Origin of the sequence: Komagataeibacter xylinus NBRC 15237 (genome assembly GCF_001571345.1) — a bacterium.
GTDB lineage: Bacteria > Pseudomonadota > Alphaproteobacteria > Acetobacterales > Acetobacteraceae > Komagataeibacter > Komagataeibacter xylinus.
This window is the reverse complement of record NZ_BCTP01000003.1, coordinates 1-20,776: the sequence shown is the minus strand read 5'-3', so window position 1 is coordinate 20,776 and position 20,776 is coordinate 1. Positions and strand designations below refer to the sequence as shown.

The following is a 20,776-nucleotide window of genomic DNA, read 5'->3' as shown; positions in this document are numbered from 1 at the left end:
GGAGAGGCCATCGGTTCATTTTCCGTTACGCACCGCAAGCGGATCGGGCACGAAAGACGACCGTGGCGCCTTATGCTCCGAGCGCACAAGATACAGGGCCGAGACCGTGCCCATCGCAATGACCACGGACACGAAGAACGCGGGCGCAATCGCCGCTCCCGTTACATGCAGCAGCCATGTCACAACGAACTGCGACAGCCCGCCGACAACCATGACCGCGATGTTATGCGCAGTCGCCAGTGTCGTTACCCGATGCCTGCCGGTCAGCACGGTGACGATAATCGTGCAATACGTGGCAAGGAACACGGCGGTGGGAATGGCAAGCCCGACCTGCATGACCACCAGCCGCAGCAGCGATGGCCGGGCCACCAGCCATGCATAAAGCGGCCAGATTTCAAGAAAATAGACAAACAGCGCCCAGAAGAGCATGCGCCGCGCGCTGATCCTGTCGGCCAGCCACCCGCTTGCGGGCACGATCAGCATCATGCCCAGTGCCGCAGACAGTTGCACCAGATACGCCCCTTTCATGGGCAGGTGCAGCGTCTGGGTGGCATAGGTTACCGTATAACCAAACAGCACGTACAGCGAGACGGACGTACTTGACACCAGCCCCATGACCGACAGCACGGCGCGCCACTGTGCCGCCATGTCGCGCATGATCCCGGCAAGCGGCAGGCGGGCCGCAACATGATGCCGTGCTGCCTGCCCCTGCCCCATGGTCCTGCGCCGCATGATCAGGACGGCAGGCAGGATAAACAGCCCGATCAGGAACGGAATGCGCCATGCATAGCCCGCAATCTGGCCGGGGGTGAACGCACTGGTAATGACATAGCCAACGGTGCCACCAAGGATCTGGGCAAAAAGCTGGCCCATCATCTGCCACGACCCATAAAAGGCCCGGCGGCCCGGCGGCGCGGCCTCGATCAGGTACGTGGTGGACGTGGCAAACTCACCCCCGGCCGAGAACCCCTGCAACAGACGGCCCGCTACAAGAAAGCACACCCCCACGCTACCCGCCTGCGCATAGGTTGGCGCGAAGGCGATCAGGGCGATGGACAGCGCCATGATCCCCATGCCCAGCACCATGGCCGCTGCGGTGCCATGCCTGTCGGCATATCCCCCGAGCACGATGCCACCGAGTGGACGGGTTACAAACCCGACACCAAAAAGCGCGGTGGAGAGCAGGATGACATGCGCGCCCACATCCGCGCCCGAAAAGAACAACGGCCCGATGAGCGATACCATGTAGGAAAAGACCATGAAATCATACCATTCCATGGCATTTCCGCAGATTGAGCCGACAACGGCCTTCCAGTTGGATATCCGCATGATGAGACGTTCCCCTGCCCTGCGCGCCAAGGCGGCACGGCGATATTGATGTTGTCAGCGAATGTGCAGAACCATTGTTACCGGGCAGGCCCCATACGCCCCCGTGAACCGGCGGCATGCGCGACACCCGCGCATCAGGGCGGAACCCGTTGCGTCATGCCGTTCCCGTCACGCGCCTGAACCCTAAAATGCCTGCGGTGCTCAGGCGGGGTAACAGCAGCCCGGCATGGGCAGGCCCAGGTTTGCGCGTAATGTGGAGCCTGCATAACCCGTGCGCGCCAGACCCCGGCGGCGTAGTTCAGGCAGGATATGATTTGAGAACGAATCAATATCCATCGGCAACAATGCGGGGCACAGATTGAAACCGTCAACAAACCCGGTTTCAAACCATTCCTGCATTTCATCTACGATACTTTCTGGCGTGCCGATCACCACGCGCGAGCCAAAACCGGCGGCAATGAAATTATAAAGCTGGCGGATGGTCATGTTGCGTGACCGCGCCATGGTGATCAGTCCCTGCGCAATACTGCGCACGCGCGGATCGACCGGATCAGGCACCGGGCCATCGAGCGGAAAAGCCGAGAGGTCGCCCAACTGGGCATAAAGATAGGACAACCCGAGTTCCGGCAGGATCAGGGCATTCATAGCATCGTATTTTTCCTGCGCCTCGGCCATGGTCGCGCCAATATAGGGCGTGATGCCCGCCAGGATGCGGATGCCGCGCGGGTCGCGGCCATGCTGCTCGAGCGCGCCGCGCAGGCGGCGGGAATAGCTTTCGGCCATCTGCAAATCATGCGGCAGCGCATAGACCACTTCGGCCTTGCGCGCGGCGAGTTCGATGCCCGCATCGGATGCGCCCGCCTGCACCATGACCGGGTGCCCCTGCGGGCTTGGTGGCACGTCAAGCGGCCCCCGCACGCGAAAATGCGGGCCTTTGTGGTTCAGTACGCGCAGGCGGCTGGTATCAAGGAAAATGCCGGTTTTCTTGTCCGCCACGATGGCGTCCGTGCCCCATGAATGCCACAGCCCTTCGACCACATCGGCGAATTCATAGGCGCGCTCGTAGCGCTCGGCATAGCCCAGATGGGTATCACGTCCGAAATTCCATGCTTCCGCCTCCGACCATGACGTGACGATATTCCACCCGGCACGCCCGCCACTGATCCGGTCAAGCGAGGCGTATTTGCGCGCCACATGAAAAGGCTCGTTATAGGTTGTGGAGGCCGTGGCCACGAGGCCGATATTGGTTGTCACCGCCGACAGGGCAGACAGCAGGGTCAGGGGCTCGAGATCGGCCGTCTGGGCTGTCTGGGCCAGCGCGCCCACCGGGCTGTCAACGGTACGGATGCCAATACCATCCGCGAGGAAGAGCATGTCAAACCCGGCGGCTTCCGCCTTGCGGGCCACTTCAGCAAAATGCGCGAACTGCATGCCGCCACGCGGGTTTGCATCAGGATGACGCCAACTTGCCGCATGATAGCCGAGGTAGCGCATAGACAGACCGAAGCTCATCATCCTGTTCATGCGGAAATCCTGCACAATAAAAAATATGTTTCTTAGCCGAACAGAAAATGTCCGCCGAGACAAGGCCCCTGCCCGCATGAATAGTACAACCGCTGTAGGGACAGGCCACGAATTTCGCAAATCATGTAACAGATGAAATCATTATTTAATAAATATGATTCAATGCGAAAGGGCGCTATAGGCCAGGCCATGCAAGGATTTTCCCACCCCAGGCGCAGGAAAAACCAAATTATGAAAAAAATATTTATCCTATAAATTTATTACTAAAAGGAATGCTTGCATTACTTTTTATATTACAGAAAAACATATGAATTCTGGCCAGCCGTGAATGGCATCAAGCCTTCGGTCATGACACGCATGAGCTGACCCGCACTGGCGATCCTCGACCGGGGACAGCCAGACCCGTTACCTTACTCTATATGATAATGATTTTAGATGCCGCTCGAAAGCAACTCATTGATAAAAAATGATAAAAAGTTCTGGGCACTGCTTTTTTTAAAAAAGCTTCACCAAAAACTTCCCTATGTTTGCTGGATGTTTTCCGGGCCAACTTTGCAGACAGTCTCTTGGAAGGCGTCATCACCAGACAGGTGAGCTGCCTGCTTCGCCATCCTTCGCTGATAGCCCCGCCATTGACGCAACCGATTGCACGGCGGTCCCTGAAACTTTCTGAAAAAAGCCTCGCCAGACCATTTGTCATAATGACAGACCATTCCCTGCACGGACTTTTCAGCCTGCCTGCAGAGAAAAAACTTATCAGTTTTATCAAGAAGAGATCTCTTTGGCTGGGGGACCTGGATTCGAACCAGGGCTGACCGGGTCAGAGCCGGTAGTTCTACCGCTAAACTATCCCCCAGCAAGGAGAGAGCGGCGCGATGCGCTGCGGTGATCAGGCATATACCCGCCCGCTCCGGGGGGTGCAACCCCCTTGCGCGCATTTTTATAAACTTTTCTCTTTTGTCTTGCGTTTTGCGCAGAACACTCAACACAATAGGTAATACCTTGGCCGCCAAACGGGTTTGGGATGAACATGGTCCAGCAGCCGCACAGTGCAAAGATACGCCCGCAGGCAGGGATTGCCCCTTTCCCGCCTGCCGTGCACCGCCGCTTGATGCGCGCGCCGCTTTATGCCGCCATAGACCTTGGCACCCACAACTGCCGCCTGCTCATTGCCCGCGCGGGCGAACACGGCCTTCGCGTGATCGACAGTTTCAGCCGCGCCGTGCGCCTTGGTGAAGGGCTGCACCATTCAGGCCAGCTCGCCGATGCCGCGATGGAGCGCACGCTCGCCGCCCTTCAGGCCTGCGTGGCCCGCATGGGGCTGTATGACCTGCACGGTCACCGCGCCATCGCCACCGAGGCGTGCAGGCGGGCGGCCAATGGCATGGAGTTCATCGGCCGTGTGCTGCGCGAGACCGGGCTCGACATTTCTGTCATTTCCGCGCGGGAGGAAGCAGAGCTTGCCCTTGCGGCCTGCACCTCGCTGCTGCAGGGCGGGCATGCGGGCACCAGCCGCGGGCTATTGTTCGATATTGGCGGCGGCTCGACCGAGATCGCCTGGGCGCGCATCGACCGCGAAGCCGGAAGCCACGACCTTTCGGGCTATGTCAGCCTGCCGGTGGGCATCATGACCCTGGCCGAGCGCCATGGCGCCGACATCTTTACCGATCGGGGCTACCACGGCGTCGTATCCGAAATCAGCGACGTGCTGCGCGGCTTTGATGACGTGCACTGCATCGCGCGTGAAATCGCGCGCCAGAATGTCATGCTGCTGGGCACCAGCGGCACCGTGACCACGCTGGCCAGCCTTGCACTGGGCCAGGGGCGTTACGACCGGGCCAGCATTGATGGCTCCGCCCTGTCCGTGCCCCGCGCCCTGAGCATGATCGACACCCTGCGCACGGGCGGGCTCGAGGGGCTGGTGCGCAACCCCATAATCGGGGCGGAGCGCGCGCGCTACATCCTGCCGGGCTGCGCCATATTCGAGGCCATCGTCACCACATGGCCCATGGCGGACGTGACCGTGGCCGACCGGGGATTGCGCGACGGGCTGCTTTTACGCATGATTGGCAACCGCAGGCGACAGGCGGCCCCAGCCACCGCGCCGCCTTCCTTTTCCCTGTACAATCGTTTGGAGCACCAGGTCAGTCCCTGACCGCGTCCCGTCATGAAGCAGCGTTCCACCACCCGCATTCCGGGCAAGGCCCGTACCAGCAGTCTCACTCCCGGCGGTGACAGCGCCAGTGACGGACAGGCCGCCCAGTCCAACCGCACCAAGACCGTAACCGTAAAGAAAGCCCGCGGGCGCACCACCGCCCAGCACCGCTGGCTGCAACGACAGCTCAACGACCCCTACGTGCAGGCCGCCCAGAAGCAGGGCTGGCGCTCACGCGCGGCCTTCAAGCTGATCGAACTTGATGACCGTTTTCACCTGATCACGCCCGGCACGCGCATCGTCGATCTTGGCGCGGCACCGGGCGGCTGGACGCAGGTCGCGGTCAAGCGCGGCGCGGCCAGGGTGGTGGGCGTGGACCTGCTGCCGGTTGACCCGGTGCCGGGTGCGACCATCATCGAAGGGGATTTCAATGACCCCGACATGCCGGACCGCCTGACGGAACTGCTCGGTGGCCGGGCCGACGTGGTCATGTCCGACATGGCGCCCAACACCACGGGCCATGCGCCGACCGATCACCTGCGCATCATCGGCCTGGCCGAGCTGGCACTGGATTTTGCCACGCGCATTCTCGCCCCCGGCGGCGCGTTCGTGGCCAAGGTGTTCCAGGGCGGGTCGGAAAAGCAGATGCTCGCTGAACTCAAGCGCCTGTTTACCCAGGTGCGCCATGCCAAGCCGCCCGCAAGCCGCAAGGAATCCAGCGAGCTTTACGTGGTGGCCACGGGCTTCCGTGCCCCGGAGGCGGAAGCCGAAGGGGGAGAGGAAGGCTGAAAACAGCCCGCCCCTGCCGGACCTTCATGCCGTGTGGTGATCATCCCACAGCCATGCGGCACCGCGCACGCCCGAACTGTCGCCATGCTTGTTGCGCACGATGGGCGTGGTACAGTTGGGGGTGATGACATAGCGCCGCATGAGGCGGGGCACGCGGTCATAGATCGAATCAAGGTTCGACACGCCACCGCCAAGCACGATGACGTCGGGGTCCATGAAGTTGATGGCCATGGCGCAGGCGCGGGCCATGCGGTCCATGTAGCGGTCAAGCGCGCCGATGGCGGTCAGGTCGCCTGCCTCGGCCTCCTGCTCGATATGGGCGGCGCTGCGGTGGCCGGGGCCTTTCCAGTCCTGCGCCAGCGCCGACCCACTGAGAAAGCGCTCCATACACCCTTCATTGCCGCAGAAACATTTGGGCATGGGAAATTCCTCAATGCGCGGCCAGGGCAGCGGCACATGCCCCCATTCCCCCGCAATGTGGTTATGGCCGATCAGCAGTTTCTGGTCGATCACGATGCCAGCCCCCATGCCGGTGCCGATGATCACGCCAAACACGCTGTGATGGCCTGCCCCCGCGCCATCAATCGCCTCCGACAGCGCAAAGCAGTTCGCATCGTTCTCGATACGCACCGCACGGCCCAACGCCGCCGTCATGTCCACGATCAGGGGCTGGTTGTTGAGCCATGTGGCATTGGCGTTCTTGATCACGCCCGTATCGGGGCTGATGGAGCCGGGAATGCCGATTCCAACCGTGCCGGTACCCCCGAGCTCCTGATCAACACCGCGGATCAGGTCACACATGGCCTCGATGGCCGCGGGGTAATTGCCAGGATTGGCAATGCGGCGGCGCAAAAGCTCGGTGCCATCCATGCCAAGGGCGGTTATTTCGATCTTGGTCCCGCCAAAATCAATTCCAATACGATAGTCGGCCATCCGGAGTCTTTCTTTCATCATGTTTTATCAGTGGCGCATTTGCTTTTATGATCGTACCTGCACGCAACATCAAACCCTGATGCAAGGGCATAGCTGCCAACCACCAAGGAGGCATGGCCACCCATGAGTGAAATCCTGCTAGACGCGCGCGGCCTGACATGTCCCCTGCCCGTGCTCAAGGCCAACCGCATGCTGCGCGGCCTGCCACCAGGCGCGCGGCTGCGCGTGATCGCGACCGACCGGGCCTCGGTCGCGGATTTCCAGGCTTTCTGCCGCGAAACGGGCCACGCCCTCATTGCTTTTGGCGAGGAAGGCGGCACGCTTTCCTTCGTCATCCGCCGCAGGCCCGACGCAACCCCCGCCACTCCCGCGCCAGCGGCCTCGGCATAGACTCCAAAATGCCGTAAAACGCGTTGTCCCCTTGGCAGGAGGGCCTTCAAGGATGTAATGCCTCCGCCAGCCCCGTTATTTCAGGAAGTGCCGCGCCCACATGACCGATGACCTGACCAACCTTTCCTTCGAGGAGGCTCTGGCCGAACTTGAAGCCATCGTGCGCCAGCTTGAGGTCGGCCAGCTACGGCTGGAAGATGCGATCACCGCCTATGAGCGTGGCGCCGCCCTGAGACAGTACTGTCAGAAGAAACTGGACGAGGCCGAGGCCCGCGTTCAGGCGATTGTCCAGCGTGCCGATGGCGCGCTGGAAGCGAAACCAATGGATTGATGCACCAGATGAGCCAAACAACAGCACCCTCGTCCCAAACAGACGGAACGGATCGCATGGTCCGTCTGCGTGCATCCATGTCCGCGCGCGCCACCGCCATCGAGGCGATGATCGACCGCCTGCTCCCGCGCGTGGAAGGTGGCGAGGCCCGCCTGATCGATTCCATGCGCTATGCCACCCTGGGCGGCGGCAAGCGCCTGCGTGGCTACCTGGTGGCCGAAGTGGCCAGCCTGTTCAAGGCCAGCCCTGATGCGGCCGACCGTGTCGCGGCGTCGGTCGAGATGCTGCATGCCTACTCCCTGGTGCATGACGACCTGCCCGCCATGGATGACGACGACCTGCGCCGGGGCCAGCCCTCCACCCACCGCAAGTTCGATGAAGCCACCGCCATCCTTGCCGGTGACGCGCTCCAGACCATGTCGTTCGACATCCTGGCCAATCCGCTGACCCATGCCTCCGCCGAGGTGCGCATCAACCTCGTGCGCGCGCTGGCCGATGCCTCGGGCGCGGCTGGCATGGTGGGCGGCCAGATGATCGACATGGAAGGCGAAGGCCGCGCCCTGTCGCTTGAGGAAGTCGCCCGCCTGCATGCGCTCAAGACCGGTTGCCTGATCCGTTACGCCGCCGAGGCCGGGGCCATCCTTGGCCAGGCCAGCGATGACGTGCGCAAGCGCATCTCGGCCTATGGCCGCGACCTTGGCGCGGCCTTCCAGATTGCCGATGACGTGCTCGACGCCACCGCCAGCGCCGAGGAACTCGGCAAGACCGCAGGCAAGGACGAAGCGGCGGGCAAGTCCACCTATGTCGCCCTGCTCGGCGTTGAAGGGGCCGCGCGCGAGGCGCGGCGCGTGGCCGAGCAGGCCGAATCCCATATCGACATCTTCGGGCCAGAGGCGGATCGCCTGCGTGACCTGGTGCATTACGTGGTCGAGCGCAGGAACTGATCGACATGAGCGAGAGCAACCCGTCCTCCACCATCCCCACCCTTGGGCGCTACGCCCAGCTTGACCGGGTGCAGTGGCCGCACGACATGCGCAACCTCTCGGTCGAGCAGCTCAAGCAGCTTGCGGAGGAACTGCGGTCGGAAACGATCGATACCGTGTCCACCACCGGCGGCCACCTTGGCGCATCCCTGGGCGTGGTTGAGCTCACGGTGGCGCTGCATGCCGTGTTCGACACGCCCGCCGACCGCGTGATCTGGGATGTGGGCCACCAGACCTACCCCCACAAGATCCTGACCGGGCGGCGCGAGCGCATCCGCACCCTGCGCCAGCCGGGCGGGCTTTCGGGCTTCACGCGCCGCAGCGAGAGCGAATACGACCCGTTTGGCGCGGCGCACTCCTCCACCTCCATTTCGGCGGGCCTCGGCATGGCCGTCGCCCACCACCTGCGCGCGGAGGAAGACCCCTCCTACCGCGAGCGCAACGTGATTGCCGTGATCGGCGATGGCTCGATCTCGGCGGGCATGGCGTATGAAGCCATGAACAACGCGTCGCATTGCGGCCCCGGCGCCGAGCGCCTGATCGTGGTGCTCAACGACAACGAGATGTCGATCGCCCCACCCGTGGGCGCCATGTCAAGCTACCTGTCGCGGCTGATGTCCTCGCGCAAGTTCCTGAGCCTGCGCGAACTCGCCGCCAAAATGGCCAAGCGCCTGCCCGGTCGCCTCGAGCGCACGGCCAAGAAGGCCGATGAATACGCGCGTGGCATCATGACCGGCGGCACTTTGTTCGAAGAACTCGGCTTTTATTATGTCGGCCCCGTCAACGGGCATGACATGAACCAGCTTGTCCACATCCTGCGCAACCTGCGCGATGCCGAGGATGTCGGCCCCGTCCTGCTGCATGTCATCACGGAAAAAGGCCACGGCTACAGCCCGGCCGAATCGGCGGGTGACAAGTATCATGCCGTCTCCAAGTTCAATGTGGTCACCGGCGAGCAGAAAAAGGGCCCGTCCGGGCCGCCAAGCTACACCTCGGTGTTTGCCAAGGAACTCGTCCGCCAGGCCGCGACTGACGACAAGATCGTCACGATCACCGCCGCCATGCCGTCGGGCACCGGGCTGGACAAGTTCGCCAAGGCCTATCCCGACCGCTTTTTTGACGTGGGCATTGCCGAGCAGCATGCCGTGACCTTTGCCGCCGGCATGGCCACCGAAGGGCTGCGCCCGTTCTGCGCCATCTATTCCACCTTCCTGCAGCGCGCCTATGACCAGGTGATGCATGACGTGGTGCTGCAGAAGCTGCCGGTGCGCTTCGCCATTGACCGCGCCGGGCTGGTTGGCGCTGATGGCGCGACCCATGCCGGTGCGTTCGACATTGCCTATCTGGGCTGCCTGCCGGGCATTACGCTCATGGCGCCGAGCGACGAGCTTGAGCTGCTGAACATGACCGCCACCGCCATCGCGTTTGACGAAGGCCCGCTCGGCCTGCGCTACCCGCGCGGCGCGGGGCTGGGGCTTGAGTTGCCGCCAGCGGGCCAGATCATCGAGATCGGGCGCGGGCGGATCGTGCGTGAAATGCAGCGCCAGTCCGGCCCCGAGCAGGGTGGCATCGCCATCCTCTCGCTCGGGCCGAGGCTTGCCGATGCGCTGAAGGCTGCCGACATGCTGGCCGCCCAGGGGCTTTCCCCCACCGTGGCCGATGCCCGCTTCGCCAAGCCGCTCGACACCGCGCTGATCGAGCAGCTTGCGCGCAACCATGCCGTGCTGATCACCATCGAGGAAGGTTCGGTAGGCGGATTCGGCTCCTATGTCATGACGCATCTGGCCAAGACCGGCCTGCTCGACCGCGTGCGCTTCCGCCCCATGACCCTGCCCGACCGCTTCATCGACCATAACAGCCAGGAGGCCCAGTACCAGGAGGCCGGGCTGGATGCGCCCGCCATCGTGGCAACGGCGCTTTCCGCCCTTGGCGTGCCGCAGTCACGGCAGATGGCCTGAGCCGCGGACCGGTCGGGGTAGCACCACTCATGGCAAAACGACGTGTTGACCAGATGCTGGTGGACCGGGGACTGGTGGAAAGCCGCACCCGGGCGCAGGCGCTCATCATGGCGGGGCTGGTCTATACGTCCGACCGGCGCATTGCCAAGGCGGGCGACCAGTTGCCCGAGGATGCGCCGCTCATGCTCAAGGGGCAGGACCACCCGTGGGTCTCACGCGGGGGGATCAAGCTGGCGCATGGGCTTGAGCATTTTGGCCTTTCGCCTGCTGGCCTGACCTGCCTTGACGTGGGGGCCTCGACCGGCGGCTTTACCGATGTACTGCTGCATGAAGGGGCCGCGAAGGTCTATGCGGTCGATGTCGGCCACGGCCAGCTTGCGTGGAAGCTGCGCTCGAACACCGGGCAGGTCGTGGTGCTGGAAAAATGCAATGCCCGCGCGCTTGATGCCACCATCATTCCCGACCCCATTGGCGCGCTGGTATGTGATGCAAGCTTCATTGGCCTGCGCACGGTACTCCCCGCGGGGCTTGACCTGTGCGTGCCCGGTGCCTGGGCCATTGCGCTGATCAAGCCGCAGTTCGAGGCCGGGCGCGACGCGGTTGGCCCCAAGGGCGTGGTGCGCGACCCGGCGGTGCATGAGGCCGTGTGCGAAATGATACGCGACTGGTGGGCCGCCCTGCCGGGCTGGAGCGTTCTGGGCATTGATGCCAGCCCCATTACCGGGCCGGAAGGCAACCGCGAATTCCTGATCGCGGCCCGCAAGGACGGCTGATCGGCAGTCGCATCCACGGCCCCGGATGTGATACACAGGCCCCGAGAGAGCGGCATGCAACGCCCCTCCCCTTACGCATGACATGAAAAACAGAGGCAGCACCGGTATGTCCGCAGCCCCCGCAACTTCTCCTTCCCGGTTACGTGACGGGACGGCGGCCTCGCTCCTTGATGATGCGGAGCGCACGCGCATCCGGGCCAAATCCGCCCAGTTCGCACCACCCACCGCTGCCCTGCCCGATGGCAGGCGCGACCTTGTGGGCCTGTCACGCGAGGAACTGACCGAAATCATGGTCGAGATTGGCGAAAAGCCATTCCGCACCAAGCAGTTGTGGCACTGGATCTACCATCAGGGTGCCACCGATTTCTCGCGCATGAGTTCCATCGCCCGCCCCCTGCAGGAAAAACTGGCCGAGCGTTTTGTCATCGGCCGCCCCGGCGTGGTGACGGAACAGACCTCGCAGGATTCCACGCGCAAATTCCTCTTCCGCTTCCGCGATGGGCAGGAGGCGGAAACCGTCTACATCCCCGACCGGCAGGAAGACCGGGGGGCGGTGTGCATTTCCTCGCAGGTGGGCTGCACGCTGTCATGCACCTTCTGCCATACCGGCACGCAGGCGCTGGTGCGCAACCTTGGTGCTGCCGAGATCGTGGGCCAGTTCATGGCGGCACGTGACAGCTATGGCGAATGGCCCAGCCCCAAGGGCGACACGCCGCGCCTGCTGTCCACCATCGTGCTGATGGGCATGGGCGAGCCGCTGTACAATTACGACAACGTGGCCAAGGCCATGCGCATCATCATGGATGGTGAGGGCATTGGCCTGTCACGCCGGCGCATAACACTCTCCACATCCGGCGTGGTGCCGATGATGGACCAGTGTGGCGCCGAGCTTGGCATCAACCTTGCCGTGTCGCTCCATGCCGTGCGCGATGACCTGCGCGACGAGATCGTGCCGCTCAACCGCAAGTATCCGATCAAGGAAGTCATTGCCGCCTGCCGCCGCTACCCCGCCGCCAGCAACGCGCGGCGCATCACATTTGAATACATCATGCTACGCGGCATTAATGACAGCGAGGCCGATGCGCGTGAACTCGTGCGGCTGATCTCGGGCATTCCGGCCAAGGTCAACCTCATTCCGTTCAACCCGTGGCCGGGCAGCAGCTACAAGCCCTCCACGCGCGAGCAGCTTGAAAAGTTTGCGAATATCGTGATGGATGCGGGCTTTGCCTCGCCCATCCGCATGCCGCGCGGGCGCGACATCCTGGCCGCCTGTGGCCAGTTGCGCACCGAAAGCCAGCGCCTGCGCCGCGCCACCCGCCCCGATGATGCGCCCGATCTGGTGGAATGACGTAAAAATCCGCCTTTCGCTTCTGGTCGCCCGCAGCGTGGGGTGCTAGGAGGGCAGGCCGCCGGTTTTCCCGGCAAAGTATTGTCCAAGTTTTGTCGACAGGAGCGTTCTCCCATGGCCGCCAAGGATGTCAAAAAGGTCGTTCTCGCGTATTCGGGCGGTCTTGATACTTCCGTGATTCTGCGCTGGCTGCAGACCACCTATAACTGTGAAGTCGTGACCTTCACCGCCGATCTCGGCCAGGGCGAGGAGCTTGAGCCCGCCCGCCGCAAGGCCGAGATGTTTGGTGTGAAGGAAATCTTTGTCGAGGATCTGCGCGAGACCTTCGTCAAGGATTTCGTCTTCCCCATGTTCCGCGCCAATGCGTTGTATGAGGGGCAGTACCTGCTGGGCACGTCCATCGCCCGCCCGCTGATCGCCCAGCGCCAGATCGAGATTGCCGAGCAGGTCGGCGCCGATGCCGTGGCCCATGGCGCCACCGGCAAGGGCAACGACCAGGTGCGCTTCGAGCTGGCCTATTACGCGCTCAAGCCCGACATCACCGTGATTGCGCCCTGGCGTGAATGGGACCTGACCTCGCGCACGCGCCTGCTTTCCTTTGCCGAAGAGCACCAGATCCCCATCGCCAGGGACAAGCGCGGCGAGGCCCCCTTCTCCGTCGATGCGAACCTGCTGCACTCCTCATCCGAAGGCAAGCTGCTCGAAGACCCGGCGGTCGGCCCCGATGAAATCGTGTTCCAGCGCACCATCTCGCCCGAGGCAGCGCCTGACAAGGCGACCGAGATCACCATCGATTTCGTGTCCGGCGACCCGGTGGCCATCAACGGCGTGGCCATGTCGCCCGCAACGCTGCTCACGCGCCTGAACGAACTCGGCCGCGACAACGGCATCGGCCGCCTCGATCTGGTGGAAAACCGCTTCGTGGGCATGAAGTCGCGCGGCATTTACGAAACGCCGGGCGGCACGATCCTGCTGACCGCGCACCGCAGCATCGAGAGCATCACGCTCGACCGCGAGGCCATGCACCTCAAGGACAGCCTGATGCCGCGCTATGCCGAGGTGATCTATAACGGCCTGTGGTTCTCGCCCGAGCGCCACATGCTGCAGGCGCTGATCGACCGCAGCCAGCACTCCGTCAGTGGTCGCGTGCGGCTCAAGCTGTACAAGGGCAACGTGATCTGCGTGGGCCGTGAAAGCCCCAACAGCCTGTATGACACCCGCGTCGTCACCTTCGAGGATGACCAGGGTGCCTACAACCAGGCCGATGCGCAGGGCTTCATCAAGCTCAACGCGCTGCGCCTGCGGCTTGGCGCCAAGATCGGCCGCCGTGGCGGCGCGCTCTGATCGCCTGCGTTCCCTCCTTCATCCCTTCAACAGCCTGCCGAGGTGTCATGAAACGCTTTTCCCGTGTCATTCCCCTTCTTGCCGCAGCCATGGTGGCCCTGCCACTTGCGGCCTGTGGCGGAAACAAGGATGAACAGCCGGAACTGACCCCGGCGCAGTTCATGGACAACGTGCGCAAGCAGCCCGGTGTCCAGACCCTGCCCGACGGGCTGGCCTACAAGGTGCTCCAGTCCGGTCCGAAGGACGGGGCGCAGCCCACCATCAATGACAGCGTGATGGTGATCTATGAAGGCCGCCTGCCCGATGGTGGCATCTTTGACAGCTCCGACCAGCATGGCCACGGCGCCTATATGCAGATGCCGCTGGAAATGGTGATCAAGGGCTGGCAGGAAGCCGTGCCCAAGATGCATGTGGGCGATACGTGGATGCTGTATGTGCCGCCCGAGCTTGGCTATGGCCACAAGTCAATGGGCATCATCCAGCCGGACAGCCCGCTGATTTTCAAGATCCAGCTGCTTGGCGTCTCGCCCGGCGGTCGTTAAGCCCACAAAGAGCCATTCATCCGCCGGGTGGGTGGCTCTTTTCACATGACGGGACGGGAACCGGACAACCAAAATGGGTATTGCAACCGGGCGCATGGCGTCCGTACTGCGCGGCGGCTGCCTGCTTGCGTGCATGGCACTGCTTGGCGCCTGCACGCGCCACGGGCAGGAAGGCTATGCGCGCTACCGCACCAATTGCGGCATCTGCCACCACGGCGGTGAAGGGCTGAAGGGCGAGATCCCGCCCATAACCGGCCGCGTGGACAGGATCGCCACCTCGCCCGAGGGCAGGCAGTACCTCATGCATGTGCTGTTGAACGGGCTGAATGGACCGCTGAAGATTGATGGCGTGCCTTACAACTTCTTCATGCCGGCTTTCCGCGCCCATCTGTCCGATGAGGAGATCGCCTCCATCCTGAGCTATCTGGCCACGCGCGGCGACACGCACCCCGCCCCGGTCTTTACCGCAGCCGAGGTGGCCCGTGAGCGCACCCATCCCCTGAGCAGCAGCACGGTGGCCGATGAACGCCGCCGCCTTGATGCGATCCACCCCCTGCCCTGACAACCGCGCACCTTGACCGGCGCGGGCAAAAAAACGGAAAATACTTTCATGCAACGCCTGTTTTCCGGCATTCAGCCGACCGGTATCCCGCAGCTTGGCAACTACCTTGGCGCGATACGCAACTGGGTGGCGCTCCAGCGCGACCATGACTGCATTTTCTGCCTGGTGGACATGCACGCCATCACCACATGGCAGGACCCCGCCACCCTGCGCCAGCAGACACTGGCGCAGACCGCCGTGCTGCTGGCCTCGGGCATTGATGCGCACAGGCATATCCTTTTCAACCAGTCCGCTGTCAGCGCGCATGCCCGGCTGGGGTGGATCTTCAACTGCGTGGCCCGCCTGGGCTGGCTCAACCGCATGACCCAGTTCAAGGACAAGGCAGGCAAGGACCGCGAGAAGCATTCCGCCGGGCTGTATGTCTATCCCGACCTGATGGCGGCCGACATCCTGGCCTACAAGGCAACGGCGGTGCCGGTGGGCGAGGACCAGAAACAGCACCTTGAACTGACCAACGACATCGCCCAGAAATTCAACCATGATTACGGGGTGGAATTCTTCCCGCAGGTCGAGGCCCTCATTCCGCCGCAGGGCGCGCGCGTGATGAGCCTGCGCGACGGCACCAAGAAAATGTCCAAATCCGATCCCTCCGCCCAGAGCCGGATCGAGATGACGGATGATGCCGATGCCATTGCAAACAAGATCAAGCGCGCCAAAAGCGATTCCGAGGCCCTGCCATCGGAGGAAGCAGGTCTTGAAAACCGGCCCGAGGCCCGCAATCTGGTTACCATCTACGCCACGCTCGCCGGGCTTACGACGGCGGATGTGCTCAGGCAGTTTGGCGGCCAGGGCTTTGGTCCGTTCAAGGCGGCGCTGACCGAGGTGGTGGTGGGCGCCGTCTGCCCCATCGCGACCGAAACGCAGCGCCTGCTGAAGGAACCCGACTTCCTGCGCGACACGCTGCGCGCGGGCGCGGACCGGGCCCGTGTCATCGCCGATCCCATCGTATCGGAAGCGGAATCGCTGATCGGCTTCCTGAAATAACCCCAAAAGGAACCGCCCCATGCGCCAGGAACTGCACAGCCTTCAGGTGAGCACACAGGGCAAGGGGCTGGTTCCGATTGACCGGCCGGTGCTGGCATGGGTGCGCCAGAGCGGGATTGAAACCGGCCTGCTCACCCTGTGGTGCCGCCACACCTCCGCCTCGCTATGCGTGCAGGAAAATGCCGACCCCACCGTGCGCACGGACATCGAGCGGTATTTCGAGGCGCTGGTGCCCGAACAGCCGGGTCGCTACATCCATGATGATGAAGGCCCGGATGACATGCCCGCCCATCTGCGCGCCATGCTCACCAACGTGCAGCTTTCCATACCGGTGGCTGGTGGCAGGCCGGTTCTGGGCACATGGCAGGGATTATACCTGTTCGAGCACCGCGCCCGCCCCCACCGGCGCGAGATCGTGCTGCACCTGATGGGGGAATGAACGACACGCCCGCCAGCTTCTACGCCAGCAGCAGGTAATCGGAAGGCAGGCGTCCTTTTGAGAGAGACCGCAGCAGCGGCGGCAGGTCCACGCCCCTGCATACCGCCGCTTCAAGCTGTTCGACAAAGGCATGGTCCACAAGCGTGCCATGGCCGAAGGAGGCGGGGAACTGCCTTATGTAGCCCGCATAACCCTTGATCCCGCGATGCCAGTCGAACGTGAAGCCCTCCTTCTTGGGCTGGATGAAGGCAAAGGGCTTGCCCTTCTGGTCCTGCACCGCCTTGGCCCCGGCCCGGTGCATGCGGGTCTCAGGGCGTATTGAGAATGGCGGCATGGTGGTTGATATGATCGGCAATGAAGGACTGGATGAACCAGTAGGAGTGGTCGTAGCCCGCATGCATGCGCAGGTGCAGCCCCTGCCCCGCAGCCCCTGCCGCCGCACGCAGCAGGTCGGGCCGGAGTTGGTTGTGCAGGAACTGGTCCGCCTCGCCCTGGTCGATCAGGATCGACGTGGGGTGGGTATGGCCCGCCTCGAGCAGGAGCGTGGCGTCATGCTGTGCCCAGGCCTTGCGGTCGGGGCCAAGATAGGCGGCAAACACCTTCTCGCCCCACGGCACGATGGCCGGATGGCAGATGGGCGCGAAGGCCGAGACGGACTGCCACGCCTTTGGCGCCGTGAGTGCATGCACCAGCGCGCCATGCCCGCCCATTGAGTGGCCCATGATGCCGCGCCTTGCGCCATCAATGGCAAAATGGTCCTGCACCAGTTGCGGCAGTTCCGTATCGATATAGCTGCCCATGCGGTAATGCGACCGCCATGCGGGGGTGGTGGCATCAAGGTAGAAACCGGCCCCGGTGCCAAGGTCGTATGCGTCATCCTCACCCGGCACGGCAGCACCTCGCGGCGAGGTATCGGGGGCGACCAGCGCAAGTCCGTGCCGGGCGGCAAAGCGCACGGCGTTGGATTTGATGAGGAAGGTCTCGTGCGTGCAGGTCAGGCCCGCGAGCACGAACAGCACCGGCACCTTTTCGCCCGCCAGCGCGCGCTGTGGCAGGAACACGCCAAAACGCGCCTCCAGCCCCAGTGTTGCGGAAGGGTGGCTGTAAAAGCCAACCCGCCCGCCGCAGCCTGCGTGTTCCTCAATCGTTGTGATCTGGCTCATGGATCAGAACTCGACAACCGTGCGGATGCTCTCGCCCTTCGCCATCATGTCAAAGCCTTCATTGATGCGCTCAAGCGGCAGCTTGTGGGTAATCAGGCTGTCGATGTCGATGCGGTTTTCCATGAACCAATCCACGATGCGCGGCACGTCGGTGCGCCCGCGCGCGCCACCAAAGGCCGAGCCGATCCACCGCCGCCCGGTCACGAGCTGGAAGGGGCGCGTGCTGATCTCCTGCCCTGCGCCCGCAACACCGATGACGGTAGACACCCCCCAGCCGCGATGCGCGCATTCCAGTGCCTGGCGCATCAGCGTGGGGTTGCCCACGCATTCGAACGAGTAGTCCACCCCGCCCCCGGTCAGTTCCACGATATGGCCGACAAGGTCGCCATCAGGCCCGAGATCCTTGGGGTTGATGAAGTCGGTCATGCCGAATTTGCGGCCAATGGCCTCGCGCTCGGGGTTGATGTCGATGCCAATGATGCGATCGGCGCCCACCATCTTCGCCCCCTGGATCACGTTCAGCCCGATGCCGCCCAGCCCGAACACGGCCACCGTGGCGCCTGCCTCGACCTTGGCGGTAAACAGCACCGCGCCAATGCCCGTCGTGACGCCGCAACCGATGTAGAACACCTTGTCAAACGGGGCGTCAGGCCGGATCTTGGCGAGTGCTATTTCGGGCAGCACGGTGAAGTTGGCGAAGGTGGAGCAGCCCATGTAGTGATGGATCGGCTGCCCCTTGAATGAAAAGCGCGACGTGCCATCGGGCATAAGCCCCTTGCCCTGTGTCGAGCGGATGGCCGTGCACAGGTTGGTCTTGCGCGAGAGGCAGGATTTACACTCGCGGCACTCCGGCGTGTAGAGCGGGATCACATGATCACCGGGCCTGAGGTGCCGCACGCCGGGGCCGACCTCGCGGACAATGCCTGCCCCTTCATGGCCGAGAATGGCGGGAAACAGCCCCTCCGGGTCGGCGCCCGAGAGGGTGAACTTGTCGGTGTGGCACAGGCCGGTGGCCATGATTTCCACCAGTACCTCGCCCTCACGCGGGCCTTCGAGCTGTACGGTCTCGATTTCAAGTGGTTTGCCAGCCTCGAAGGCAACGGCGGCCCTTACATCCATGACCAGTCTCTCCTTGCATGCGTTGCGGGCCAAGGCCCGTAGCAGTTCGTACCGATTAAGGGCATCAGGGCGGGATGCGTCAATGTTGCCCGGTCAGGAAAGCGTTAAGCTCTCTGAGTAACAAATGATGCCACGCGCCATGCCGCGCTGCCATGGCTGGCGCCGGATGTGATAAGCGCGAAAGCGGGGCTGGCAACGGCGTCCTGCTTTTTTTTAACCGTTCCGGGAACACCATATGGTCATCAATCGCAAAATCGGCTTGTGGATCCTCATGCGCGAGAGCCTGCTTTCGCTCATGCTGCTATGCGCGTGGGATGTGGTCGTGGTCATGATGTTCCAGATCTTCCATCAGGAATGGATGGAGCAGCCCACCCTGCCCATATCGCTCATCGGCTCGGCGCTGGTGCTGTTCATGAGCTTTCGCAACAACACCGCCTATAACCGCTGGTGGGAGGGGCGCACCCTGTGGGGGGCCGTGACCAATAACAGCCGCTCGTTTGCGCGGCAGGCGGGCACCATCCTGCGCGGCTGCCCCGACCTTGCCCGCGCCATGGCCGCCTACCCCTACGCGCTGCGCAGCGCACTCGGCCGGCTTGATGACATGAGTGACGTGCTGCGCCTTTTGCCTGATTCGATGAAGCCCGGCATCGAAGGCCGCGCCAACATTCCCGCCGCCATCCTGTTCCAGATCGGGCTGCGGGTGGATGAGGAATGCCGCTCGATGGGTATTGACGGCGCATTGCAGGGCCAGATCGACCGCATCCTGTCCGACATGAGCAACGCGCAGGGCGGGCTCGAGCGCATCCGCAACACGCCGCTGGCCATCCAGTTCTCGGTGCTGCCCAAGGTGGTGGCCGCCGTGTTCTGTATCATCCTGCCGCTTTCCATGGTGCAGACGCTGGGATGGATCACGCCGCTCGGCTCATCGCTCGTGGGGGTTCTGTTCGTCGCCCTCGACAAGATCGGCAGCGACCTGCAGGACCCCTTTGGCGCAACGCCGCACGGCATGCCGATGCTGACCATATCGCGCACCATCGAGATTGATCTCATGCAGTCCTGCGGGTTGCCCGCCCCGTCGCCGCTCGCACCCGTGCGAGGCATACTGGGCTGAAGCCGCGCCGTGCAAGCGCCTGTTAAGCGGCATGGAAAAGTGACCCCTTCGGAAGGGGGACAGGCAGCTAAAAACGACCCCTTTCTGAGAAACGGGTTCACGATGGCCTTCATGCTGAATGGAGGCCCGGTTTGGGATGCTTGTTGTGGAAACAATTGGAAAGATCCGTCGCGCGCATTTTGTCGAAGGAAAGGCGATCAAGGCGATCTGCCGGGACCTTGGGATATCGCGGCAGACGGTACGCAAGGTGATCCGGTCGGGACAGACGTCTTTTGACTATCACCGAGAACGACAGCCTCTTCCCCGGATTGGTCCATGGGAGGGAAGATTGTGCGCTCTTCTTGAGGAGAACGTGGCGCGTCCGGCCCGCGAACGGCTGAGCCTCATCCGTCTGTTCGAACTGCTGCGTGAGGAAGGATATGAAGGAAGCTATGATGCCGTAAGGCGATATGGCCGACGGTGGGAAGACCGCCATGAGATGGGGCGGCGGGCCGCCTATGTTCCGCTGAGTTTTGCACCTGGAGAGGCTTACCAGTTTGACTGGAGCCATGAGGTTGTCGTTCTGGGTGGTGTGGCGGTAAAGGTGAAGGTCGCGCATATGCGTCTGTGCCACAGCCGGATGATGTTCATTCGTGCCTATCCGCGCGAGGCGCAGGAAATGGTGTTTGACGCGCATGACCGGGGCTTTGCGTTCTTCAGGGGTGCATGCCAGCGGGGCATTTACGATAATATGAAGACTGCGGTGGAAACGGTTTTTGTTGGCCGGGCGCGGGACTATAACCGGCGTTTTTTACAGATGTGCGCCCATTATCTGGTTGAACCACAGGCCTGCACGCCGGCGGCAGGATGGGAGAAAGGCCAGGTTGAAAGCCAGGTGAAATATGCGCGTGGACGCGTGTTCTCCCCGCGTCTGAAGTTCCGTGACTACGAGGAACTCAA

Annotated in this window: 22 protein-coding genes and 1 tRNA gene; 15 read left to right on the top strand and 8 right to left on the bottom strand. The window is 63.1% G+C overall.

Translation table 11 applies throughout. The features are described from left to right. Window positions 1-15: 15 nt before the first annotated feature. The 4 genes from GXY01S_RS01735 to GXY01S_RS01725 form a co-directional block, all read right to left on the bottom strand. Window positions 16-1,329: an MFS transporter gene (locus tag GXY01S_RS01735; RefSeq protein ID WP_061271673.1), complete on the bottom strand. Its 1,314-nt coding sequence runs from the start codon at window positions 1,327-1,329 to the stop codon at window positions 16-18. Window positions 1,330-1,530: 201 nt separating this feature from the next. After that, the gene (locus tag GXY01S_RS01730; RefSeq protein ID WP_061271672.1) at window positions 1,531-2,853 is read right to left on the bottom strand and encodes an LLM class flavin-dependent oxidoreductase; all 1,323 of its coding nucleotides are present in this window, start codon (window positions 2,851-2,853) and stop codon (window positions 1,531-1,533) included. 415 nt (window positions 2,854-3,268) lie between these two features. Further along, on the bottom strand, window positions 3,269-3,553 hold the full coding sequence (locus GXY01S_RS17865; RefSeq protein ID WP_156470281.1) for a hypothetical protein: 285 nt from the start codon (window positions 3,551-3,553) through the stop codon (window positions 3,269-3,271). A gap of 82 nt (window positions 3,554-3,635) precedes the next feature. Further along, window positions 3,636-3,709, bottom strand: a tRNA-Gln gene (locus GXY01S_RS01725). Between the two features lie 168 nt (window positions 3,710-3,877). Here GXY01S_RS01725 and GXY01S_RS01720 point away from each other — a divergent pair. After that, a complete protein-coding gene (locus GXY01S_RS01720; RefSeq protein ID WP_061271671.1) occupies window positions 3,878-5,008 on the top strand; it encodes a Ppx/GppA phosphatase family protein in 1,131 nt (376 codons plus the stop codon). 12 nt (window positions 5,009-5,020) lie between these two features. Continuing rightward, a complete protein-coding gene (locus GXY01S_RS01715; RefSeq protein WP_061271670.1) occupies window positions 5,021-5,797 on the top strand; it encodes an RlmE family RNA methyltransferase in 777 nt (258 codons plus the stop codon). A 24-nt stretch (window positions 5,798-5,821) separates the two neighbouring features. On the opposite strand, the gene GXY01S_RS01710 is transcribed toward GXY01S_RS01715, so the two are convergent. Continuing rightward, window positions 5,822-6,730: an ROK family protein gene (locus GXY01S_RS01710; protein ID WP_061271669.1), complete on the bottom strand. Its 909-nt coding sequence runs from the start codon at window positions 6,728-6,730 to the stop codon at window positions 5,822-5,824. A gap of 123 nt (window positions 6,731-6,853) precedes the next feature. On the opposite strand from GXY01S_RS01710, the gene GXY01S_RS01705 reads away from it, so the two are divergent. The 11 genes from GXY01S_RS01705 (at window position 6,854) to GXY01S_RS01655 (ending at window position 16,444) form a co-directional block, all read left to right on the top strand. Next, a complete protein-coding gene (locus tag GXY01S_RS01705) occupies window positions 6,854-7,120 on the top strand; it encodes a sulfurtransferase TusA family protein (protein WP_061271668.1) in 267 nt (88 codons plus the stop codon). Window positions 7,121-7,220: 100 nt separating this feature from the next. Continuing rightward, window positions 7,221-7,451: an exodeoxyribonuclease VII small subunit gene (locus tag GXY01S_RS01700; RefSeq protein WP_061271667.1), complete on the top strand. Its 231-nt coding sequence runs from the start codon at window positions 7,221-7,223 to the stop codon at window positions 7,449-7,451. A gap of 56 nt (window positions 7,452-7,507) precedes the next feature. Next, entirely contained in the window at window positions 7,508-8,395 is an 888-nt protein-coding gene (locus tag GXY01S_RS01695; RefSeq protein WP_082770669.1) for a polyprenyl synthetase family protein, read from the top strand. Window positions 8,396-8,400: 5 nt separating this feature from the next. Further along, complete coding sequence (gene dxs / locus GXY01S_RS01690; protein ID WP_061271666.1) at window positions 8,401-10,392, top strand: 1-deoxy-D-xylulose-5-phosphate synthase; 1,992 nt, start codon at window positions 8,401-8,403, stop codon at window positions 10,390-10,392. 29 nt (window positions 10,393-10,421) lie between these two features. After that, complete coding sequence (locus GXY01S_RS01685) at window positions 10,422-11,165, top strand: TlyA family RNA methyltransferase (RefSeq protein WP_061271665.1); 744 nt, start codon at window positions 10,422-10,424, stop codon at window positions 11,163-11,165. 106 nt (window positions 11,166-11,271) lie between these two features. Beyond that, window positions 11,272-12,513: a 23S rRNA (adenine(2503)-C(2))-methyltransferase RlmN gene (gene rlmN / locus GXY01S_RS01680; protein WP_061271664.1), complete on the top strand. Its 1,242-nt coding sequence runs from the start codon at window positions 11,272-11,274 to the stop codon at window positions 12,511-12,513. 114 nt (window positions 12,514-12,627) lie between these two features. Beyond that, window positions 12,628-13,857, top strand: coding sequence for an argininosuccinate synthase (locus GXY01S_RS01675; RefSeq protein WP_061271663.1), 1,230 nt, complete (start codon window positions 12,628-12,630; stop codon window positions 13,855-13,857). A 47-nt stretch (window positions 13,858-13,904) separates the two neighbouring features. Continuing rightward, entirely contained in the window at window positions 13,905-14,399 is a 495-nt protein-coding gene (locus GXY01S_RS01670) for an FKBP-type peptidyl-prolyl cis-trans isomerase (protein ID WP_061271662.1), read from the top strand. A 73-nt stretch (window positions 14,400-14,472) separates the two neighbouring features. Next, the gene (locus GXY01S_RS01665; protein WP_061271661.1) at window positions 14,473-14,961 is read left to right on the top strand and encodes a c-type cytochrome; all 489 of its coding nucleotides are present in this window, start codon (window positions 14,473-14,475) and stop codon (window positions 14,959-14,961) included. Between the two features lie 48 nt (window positions 14,962-15,009). Continuing rightward, window positions 15,010-16,005 carry a tryptophan--tRNA ligase gene (trpS, locus tag GXY01S_RS01660; protein ID WP_061271795.1) on the top strand — a complete coding sequence of 332 codons (996 nt, stop codon included), beginning with the start codon at window positions 15,010-15,012 and terminating at the stop codon, window positions 16,003-16,005. Window positions 16,006-16,024: 19 nt separating this feature from the next. Next, the gene (locus tag GXY01S_RS01655; protein ID WP_061271660.1) at window positions 16,025-16,444 is read left to right on the top strand and encodes a secondary thiamine-phosphate synthase enzyme YjbQ; all 420 of its coding nucleotides are present in this window, start codon (window positions 16,025-16,027) and stop codon (window positions 16,442-16,444) included. 19 nt (window positions 16,445-16,463) lie between these two features. Here GXY01S_RS01655 and GXY01S_RS01650 read toward each other — a convergent pair whose 3' ends face one another. From GXY01S_RS01650 to GXY01S_RS01640, 3 genes are read right to left on the bottom strand one after another with little or no spacing between them, the layout of a single operon-like run. After that, window positions 16,464-16,745: a hypothetical protein gene (locus tag GXY01S_RS01650; RefSeq protein WP_061271659.1), complete on the bottom strand. Its 282-nt coding sequence runs from the start codon at window positions 16,743-16,745 to the stop codon at window positions 16,464-16,466. A gap of 7 nt (window positions 16,746-16,752) precedes the next feature. Further along, window positions 16,753-17,607 (bottom strand): S-formylglutathione hydrolase, encoded by an 855-nt coding sequence (gene fghA, locus GXY01S_RS01645; RefSeq protein ID WP_061271658.1) that lies wholly within the window; start codon window positions 17,605-17,607, stop codon window positions 16,753-16,755. A gap of 3 nt (window positions 17,608-17,610) precedes the next feature. Further along, complete coding sequence (locus GXY01S_RS01640; protein WP_061271657.1) at window positions 17,611-18,726, bottom strand: S-(hydroxymethyl)glutathione dehydrogenase/class III alcohol dehydrogenase; 1,116 nt, start codon at window positions 18,724-18,726, stop codon at window positions 17,611-17,613. Window positions 18,727-18,961: 235 nt separating this feature from the next. On the opposite strand from GXY01S_RS01640, the gene GXY01S_RS01635 reads away from it, so the two are divergent. Further along, window positions 18,962-19,837 (top strand): bestrophin family protein, encoded by an 876-nt coding sequence (locus tag GXY01S_RS01635; protein WP_061271656.1) that lies wholly within the window; start codon window positions 18,962-18,964, stop codon window positions 19,835-19,837. A gap of 136 nt (window positions 19,838-19,973) precedes the next feature. Then, window positions 19,974-20,776: IS21 family transposase (gene istA, locus GXY01S_RS01630; RefSeq protein ID WP_110570504.1), on the top strand; the 803-nt coding region annotated here is incomplete at its 3' end.